A 6,980-nucleotide genomic window follows, 5' to 3' on the forward strand; every position below is an offset into this window, starting at 1 on the left:
GTTCATCTTATCTATAACTTCTCAGGATCTCAAGCCCTTCCCCCGGAAGCTCAAGGATGCTCTTGTAAAGATTATCAGTATTATTGGATATTTTTTTATCTTTTAAGAAATTCAGATGCTCGTTATAGACTTCTTCAGTTGTTTTTTTAAGGTTATCAGGGAAATATGCATTTATAATAAAATTACTTAAATCCACGTTCTCACTAAAGGTCGGTTCTTTCTCGAACAGGGCCGGGACAGTGATAAGTTTCTTCCCATCGTCAAGAAGGGATAAGAAAATAAGAACAGCCCTTCCAACATAAACCTTTGTCGCTGCTGATTCTACTTTTCCCCTCAAACCTTTTCCTTTAACTCCATCAATTAACAGCACACAATAGCCTATCCCGGATTGGCTGATGAAATACCTCACCTTAATGGATAGTTCTACATGCATTACAGATATTTTGATCTCAGCATGCTGTTTATCGGCTGCTATCTCCTCAAAATCTTCCAGTACGTCCATATATCCCTGAATACATTATTGATTTCGTTCTTAATACATTTAAATTATGCCCTGATTTGCAGCAGATCAGGAAGGGAAGGACGACGAAATCTCCTCTTACAGATCTTGCCATGATTCATCTTCTTCGATGCAAAAAATCAACCGCAGAGGACACAGAGTTCACAGAGAACTGTTGTTCTATCTCTGTGTCTTGGTATGAATAAGTTAAATTATATCGCATCTTAGACCCGTATGTGGTTCAGATAATATAAACAACGAACTGGTACTAACTCGATACGAACTCGGACTTATGAGTTCGTTTAAGTTCGTTTTGAGTTCGTTGTTAATTGTCTTTTTCATTGTTATCTATGAACCAAGTTCATAGCCGACTCTGTGAACTCTGTAGTTTTAAATTATCTGCCCCTGGTAATCAGCATTCAGCGGCGTATAAGCAAAATCCAGCCTGTTGCGCGCCACCACGACAGCAGTGGGGTTTATGCCCGCATCGTCAAAGATATCCCCGCATCTGCTTTGAATGTCCTCAGGTAGCTCCGTAAAATTTTTCTTGGCTTTTATTTTTTGACACACAAACAAGAATAAAAACCAATGAAATCAATTTATCGATTTTGGCTTATATTGATTCAGCCAGCAGATAATGATACGATTTTATACTTTCCTATTCGTCAAGCAAGCCTGTGTGTGTTATTTGACTTATACTATGAGGCTGCTATCTTTATTGTTCTTCTTATCGTACTGCATTCCTTTTTGTGTAAAAGTTCGATTGCCAGTTTTATCAATTCGCTTATTTTTGTTCTTATATTTCATTTCTTACTTCCTTTAATAGATGACATGGTTAATGGTGCTTATAGTTATCGATTCCACAATAATGAGAATGTGTATATTCAACATGAAACAATAACGCAGAGCGGTTGTTCTGATTGCTTGATCAGAATATCTAATTGTCTAATAAAGTTCACCACTTTCAGCTTATGGGTACAAAATCTTCACTCACTTTCAACTATCTGATCAGTTCATGTCCTGATAGAACGGGTAGTTTCCCCATGTGGGAACACCTCAAAATGAGCGATAAGTGTATCACTCCGCTTTATTTCTTCAGGTAAGCCCATCTCTTCGATGTAAACTTCTACAGCCTCCTTAAGATTATCCAGCGCCTCTTCAACAGAAAAGCCCTGGCTGACAGCATCTATTTCAGGACACAGAGCGACAAATTGCTTTTCGCCTTCTTTGATTATTGCGGTTAGTTCCATAATACCATTTTACGATTGTATATCATATAATTCAACTCTTTATATATCTTGATTCAGTGAGGTTCATAACCTCTATTTTCGAGCATCAATATCCCTTCTCTCGAATATCTCGCATTATTCCTACCACCACCTCATGCTCTCCTGCGCTATCTTGCGCATCTCCGCGGCAAATTCAGTAATGTTATGAACGCTTGACAGGTCGCCCTCACGGTCATGGGAATAAGGGATGATGCTGGCATAAGAGAAATGGGTGGCTATGATGATTTTTTCAATATGTTCTGGATAAAAATAGTTCAATGCAAAAAATCAACCACAGAGGACACAGAGTTCACAGAGAACTGTTGTTTTATCTCTGTGGTTTTTAATCATCTTCCCCTGGTAATCAGCATCCAGCGGTGTATAAGCAAAATCCAGCCTGTTTCGCGCTACCATGACAGCATCGGGATTGATGTCTACAGCCACGGCGCGCCGCCCCAGGAGCTTGCATTCCACAACTGTGGTGCCAGAGCCGGTCATCTGATCAAGAACAATCTCACCCGGCGCGGTATAACTAAGGATGAGGTTTCGCGGGATGTATGGCTACCAGTTGCCCCTGTAGTTTCCGACGTGCGTAGCCCAGTCGCCGCGGTCGGGGAAGCTACAGATTGTGGTGGTTTCGGGGGTGAAGGTGGAGGGGGGGCGAATTGCGAAATCTTCCACTTGGGGTGGAGTTTTATTTTGGTTTCTCCGATTTCCACTTCCGGGTGGGATTGGAGGAATTGTTTGTAGTCGGTCCTTGTGATTTCGAGCAAGGATCAATATTGATCTAATTATTAATATATACATTAATATGATCTAATTTTGTGAAATATAATTAAGTTGGAAGTAAGTTGTAACCCACATTCCGTACCCTTTGATTTTTCTATTTTATATTTCTCCTGGTTGCGATTTTATTAATTACTGAAATTAAATCTTATACTTTAAATTGTTTATTAGAATCAATATGCTGCGAGGTATATAGTTATCTGCAAAACTTAATATAAAAAATTCTATCACCTTTATTAAAATGGCCAAGACAAGATAATCAACCACAGAGGACACAGAGAGCACAGAGAGTTGTGGCTTTTGCTCTGTGTCCTCTGTGCACTCTGTGGTTTATATACTATTGTCAGATGTTATGCGAGATACTATAATTTACCTATACAGACGTAAAAAAATTAATTAAGATATATACTCTCTAAAAGGTACGGAACGTCCGTTGTAAGCAAGTTGTAACTATAGAAAAATTAAAAAAATATTTAAAAAAGATACTACGATAGTTGATACCACTTACTTTTATGATTTTAATCAAGTTAAGATTCCTTATATTATATAAACGATATGCGCTATCTTTTTGAGTTTTAAAATTTCATAGCATAGTTATTTTTACTGAGTTTCATTAAAACGCTACAAAAGATTTATCAGATACCTAAATTATTTAATTAATATGTTATTGCAAGATGAAATAGATGAAAAAGCAAAGGAAATTTATACAGACGGATATCCAATGTCCATCGGTGAATTGATCAGTTTATATAAAGATAATGAATTAGATATCCATCCAGAATTTCAGCGTTTTTTTAGATGGACGCCACTTCAAAAAACTAAACTGATAGAGTCTATTCTTTTAGGTATACCTATACCACCTATTTTTGTTTCTCAAAGAGAGGATGGAGTTTGGGATGTAGTTGATGGTCTGCAAAGGTTGTCAACAATATTTGAATTTGTTGGTATTTTGAAAGATGAAAATAATAATATTTTTCCTCCAAGTAGGCTAATAAAAACTAAATATCTTCCTTCACTTGAAGGAAAAATGTGGGAATCTAGTGATGCAGAAAACTCACTTACTTCGTCTCAAAGGTTGGAATTTAAAAGAGAAAAAATCGGTGTCCAAATTGTAAAAAAAGAAAGCGACCCAAATATAAAATATGAACTTTTTCAGAGATTGAATACATTAGGTACAAAGCTATCTGATCAAGAGTTAAGAAATTGCTTACTCATTATGATAAACAAAGATTTCTATTATTGGCTATATGACTTGGGAGCCTATGAACCTTTCTTAAATTGCATTGGTTTAAGTGAAAAATCTATAAGTGAGCAGTACAATTTAGAATTAGCTTTAAGGTTCATAATTTTTAAAAATGTGGACATAAGGGACATGAAAGGGTTTATATTTTTAGCAGAATTTATTACTGAAAAAATGACTGAGTTTGCAGAATCTTCAACATTTGATAAAGAAAAAGAAAAACAAATTTTTAAAGATACCTTTGATTTTTTAGATAAGACGTTATCGGATGATGCATTTAAAAGATATAATTTCGAAAGAAATCGTTTTGAAGGAAAATTTCTTTTATCTTCATTTGAAGCAATTGGTATTGGTGTAGGTTCAAACATTGATGAATGGAATAAACGAACAATAGATGAAAATTTGAAAGAAGAAGTTAAAAATAGAGCAAAATCTCTATGGTCTGATCGAAATTATCTGGATTATATCGGAAGTGGTAGCAACTTTAATACACGAATCCCTGTAATTGTCCCACTGGGAAAGAAGATATTCAAACCATGAAAATTCAAAATGTTGAAGTGTTAGCCAATTATCTCGATTCTGATTTAGGATGGAGAAAAAAGGAACTTACCTTTATTGTGAGTTCTATGAGTTCTACGAATAAAAGAAACATCGACATCCATCTAAGAATTGGTATTGCTATCCTTTATGCACATTGGGAAGGTTATATTAAAAATGCAGGGACATATTATGTTATATATATAAAACAACTTGGATTAAGATATGACGAGCTTAGAGAAAATTTTATCGCTCTCGCATTAAGAAATACATTTTGTACATGTTTAGAAACAAACAAAACTAGCACTCATACAAAATTAGTGAACATTTTAGTTAATAACCTATCAACTATAGCAAATATTCCATATTATGACGTCATTGATACACAATCAAATCTACGTTGGAAGGTTTTTAAAGAAATATTAGACACATTGGGATTAGAAGATTCATTTTATATAACTAAAGATAAGCAAATTAACAAATTAGTAGATAATAGAAATGATGTCGCACATGGACAACGTGTTTATTTTGATGAAGATGAGTTTCTTAATTTGTATAATGAAGTAACGAATATGCTTGATTGTTTTAAAGAACAAATTATTCAAGCCGCTTCCGAAGAGACATTTAAACGAAATTTTTAAAAAATCCTTTTTCTAAAGATAAACCAAAAATTGATTCTGCGCCGTGCTGCTTTACTCCTCAAAAAATTTCTTCTTCTGTAAATCATGTTCAAGCGCCAGAACGTAAAGATCAATCAGTGGCATATACGTTTTTACTTTACAGATCTCCTTGATTTCGCTAAATAGGCTGCGCTCGATTTCTGTATTGAATTTATCCAATTTTTTATCAGGCAATACAATAAACAGCTTGGTCCTTAACCCGGCTTTATAAAGGTTAAACAGCCTGCCAAGCCCTTTAGTCACTTCAGTGCTCCACCTCAAAAGCAAATTCGGGCACAAGAGCATCTGTGTCACCTGTAAACCAGATCACATCAATACAGCCCTACGCAAATGGGTTTTACAGTACCTCGCCCCCGTTCATAACTTTGATCGCCTTTGAATGTGAGTTCGTAAGAGGTCGCTGTTTATCTTACATGGTTCTCGATTCAAGGCGCTTGCCTGGGAAGCTATCGGCGCCAGAAAATTAATTTTTACAATGTAATAATATGTGTTAACCCTTTTTGTTTATGCCACATATCAAGCGACTCATTCACTTTGCATCATTAATCTATCTCAAAAAGATAGTCAAAATATTTCCATGCTCTGCAAAGCGGGCAGTTCTCTTCAAAATCAGGACAGCGAGTACCCCAGTTTTTATTCATCCATTCTATCATCCTCTCTTTCATGTATCCACTGCAATGTTCACACTCCCAGTATTCTGTTTCGTTATCTGTCAGAGCTTTTCCCAGTTGTTTTGAATAGAAGTACTGGACAGGGATTATATTGCCCGGTTCAAGTTTTACATCGAACTTGCATCCGCATACTGCGCAGAATACAGACTCATTCCGTTTGTTTGGTGAACCTCCCAGAAGTAAAAATCGCATGACCGGGCTTTTTCTTAGCGTGTGTGAAAATGTTAGCTACTGAGATCAGAGCCAAAAAAATGATGTTAGAATCCAGTACTAATTTTATTCATCTGCCTTTATTTTATTGTAAAGAGCACGCTTTATGATATGATCGAGTTCATCTATGTCTTCTTTTCTCAACTCGCTCTTCTCGGCAAGAAGATTTCCAATTTTTATCTCAGTAAGTCTACTTATAACGGCTGACTCTACCCATTTCAAGCCCTCTTTATTCTTCGTTATCCAACTGAAATCGTTGGGGAGCTTTAATATAACATCGACCATTTTTCACCTTATATAATCTGAAATTTAATTGTTATATTCGTTCAGGAGGTTTTAAGGTTTCTCTTCCCTGAAATATCCGCTTCCTTTCTCTTTCTGATCAAGCGCCTCCTCCTCATCACAAGACCAGCGCCGACTGGCAGGATTTTAAGCACCAAACTAATTCAGGCTAAACTGCAACTTCAGCGATCTCAGCACTCTTCCCTATAACTAACTTTTCGGTTGGCTCCAGATAAAGTTCTATAGCCTCTTTTATGTTCATCAATGCCTCTTCTCTTGTATTACCCTCAGAAATGCATCCTGGAAGTGAAGGCACGTATACGACATAGCCGCCCTCCTCGGCAGGCTCCAGGACTACTTTAAACTTCATGATTTTCACCTTGAAGTCGAATGTAGTTTGAGACATATAAACCTGATGATTTCGTATATTTTAATCCTTCCTGGCACCTACTCTCCCCAGCTTCATTCTTTACAAGCTACACCAGCGCCGACTGGCAGAGATTACAGGTTAAGCGCGTGAGTGCAAAAAGCTATATTAAGTGCAATAATAAATGATAAACTAAGAGATGTAGCATGATACTCGAATACATAAATGCGGCACTGGAAAAGGCGAAATATGAGATAATTGAAGATGACGAACCTTATTACGGGGAGGTTCAGGAATTAAAAGGGGTATGGGCAACCGGTAAAACCCTTGAAGAGTGCCGAAGGAATCTTGCTGAAACAATAGAAGGATGGATCATTCTAACCCATTTTCCGCACATTTTAATACAACTCCCTCCCGAATCAGTATTTAGAAAATGGACT

12 protein-coding genes are annotated in these 6,980 nt (G+C 36.5%); 3 read left to right on the forward strand and 9 right to left on the reverse strand.

What is annotated here, in order from left to right; translation table 11 throughout:
* Positions 1–7 precede the first annotated feature (7 nt).
* The 5 genes from ANME2D_RS09480 to ANME2D_RS16910 all read right to left on the reverse strand — a co-directional run bounded on the left by ANME2D_RS09480 (position 8) and on the right by ANME2D_RS16910 (position 2,322).
* The gene (locus tag ANME2D_RS09480; protein ID WP_048090990.1) at positions 8–502 is read right to left on the reverse strand and encodes a hypothetical protein; all 495 of its coding nucleotides are present in this window, start codon (positions 500–502) and stop codon (positions 8–10) included.
* 387 nt (positions 503–889) lie between these two features.
* Positions 890–1,069, reverse strand: coding sequence for a hypothetical protein (locus ANME2D_RS09485; protein ID WP_157834048.1), 180 nt, complete (start codon positions 1,067–1,069; stop codon positions 890–892).
* Positions 1,070–1,512: 443 nt separating this feature from the next.
* Positions 1,513–1,749: a type II toxin-antitoxin system HicB family antitoxin gene (locus ANME2D_RS09490; RefSeq protein ID WP_048090994.1), complete on the reverse strand. Its 237-nt coding sequence runs from the start codon at positions 1,747–1,749 to the stop codon at positions 1,513–1,515.
* A gap of 120 nt (positions 1,750–1,869) precedes the next feature.
* Positions 1,870–2,046, reverse strand: coding sequence for a hypothetical protein (locus tag ANME2D_RS18010; protein ID WP_157834049.1), 177 nt, complete (start codon positions 2,044–2,046; stop codon positions 1,870–1,872).
* A gap of 9 nt (positions 2,047–2,055) precedes the next feature.
* Positions 2,056–2,322, reverse strand: coding sequence for a DNA methyltransferase (locus ANME2D_RS16910; RefSeq protein WP_081810218.1), 267 nt, complete (start codon positions 2,320–2,322; stop codon positions 2,056–2,058).
* Positions 2,323–3,214: 892 nt separating this feature from the next.
* On the opposite strand from ANME2D_RS16910, the gene ANME2D_RS09500 reads away from it, so the two are divergent.
* Together ANME2D_RS09500 and ANME2D_RS09505 are read left to right on the forward strand one after the other, a co-directional pair.
* Positions 3,215–4,333 (forward strand): DUF262 domain-containing protein, encoded by a 1,119-nt coding sequence (locus ANME2D_RS09500; protein WP_048090996.1) that lies wholly within the window; start codon positions 3,215–3,217, stop codon positions 4,331–4,333.
* Positions 4,330–4,971, forward strand: coding sequence for an MAE_28990/MAE_18760 family HEPN-like nuclease (locus ANME2D_RS09505; RefSeq protein WP_048090998.1), 642 nt, complete (start codon positions 4,330–4,332; stop codon positions 4,969–4,971). The genes ANME2D_RS09500 and ANME2D_RS09505 overlap by 4 nt, the downstream gene beginning before the upstream one ends.
* A gap of 51 nt (positions 4,972–5,022) precedes the next feature.
* Here the strand turns inward: ANME2D_RS09505 and ANME2D_RS09510 are convergent, their stop codons facing one another.
* The 4 genes from ANME2D_RS09510 to ANME2D_RS09525 form a co-directional block, all read right to left on the reverse strand.
* Entirely contained in the window at positions 5,023–5,253 is a 231-nt protein-coding gene (locus ANME2D_RS09510) for a hypothetical protein (RefSeq protein WP_157834050.1), read from the reverse strand.
* A gap of 299 nt (positions 5,254–5,552) precedes the next feature.
* Positions 5,553–5,873, reverse strand: a complete 321-nt coding sequence (locus ANME2D_RS09515) for a hypothetical protein (protein ID WP_048091001.1) — start codon at positions 5,871–5,873, stop codon at positions 5,553–5,555.
* A gap of 84 nt (positions 5,874–5,957) precedes the next feature.
* On the reverse strand, positions 5,958–6,176 hold the full coding sequence (locus ANME2D_RS09520; protein WP_048091003.1) for a hypothetical protein: 219 nt from the start codon (positions 6,174–6,176) through the stop codon (positions 5,958–5,960).
* 166 nt (positions 6,177–6,342) lie between these two features.
* Positions 6,343–6,543 carry a type II toxin-antitoxin system HicB family antitoxin gene (locus ANME2D_RS09525; protein ID WP_048091157.1) on the reverse strand — a complete coding sequence of 67 codons (201 nt, stop codon included), beginning with the start codon at positions 6,541–6,543 and terminating at the stop codon, positions 6,343–6,345.
* A gap of 203 nt (positions 6,544–6,746) precedes the next feature.
* Between ANME2D_RS09525 and ANME2D_RS18435 the strand changes: the two genes are divergently transcribed.
* On the forward strand, positions 6,747–6,980 hold a 234-nt coding region (locus ANME2D_RS18435; RefSeq protein ID WP_048091005.1), incomplete at its 3' end, for a type II toxin-antitoxin system HicB family antitoxin.

The sequence above is a fragment of the Candidatus Methanoperedens nitratireducens genome (assembly GCF_000685155.1).
In the GTDB taxonomy this organism is placed as follows: domain Archaea; phylum Halobacteriota; class Methanosarcinia; order Methanosarcinales; family Methanoperedenaceae; genus Methanoperedens; species Methanoperedens nitratireducens.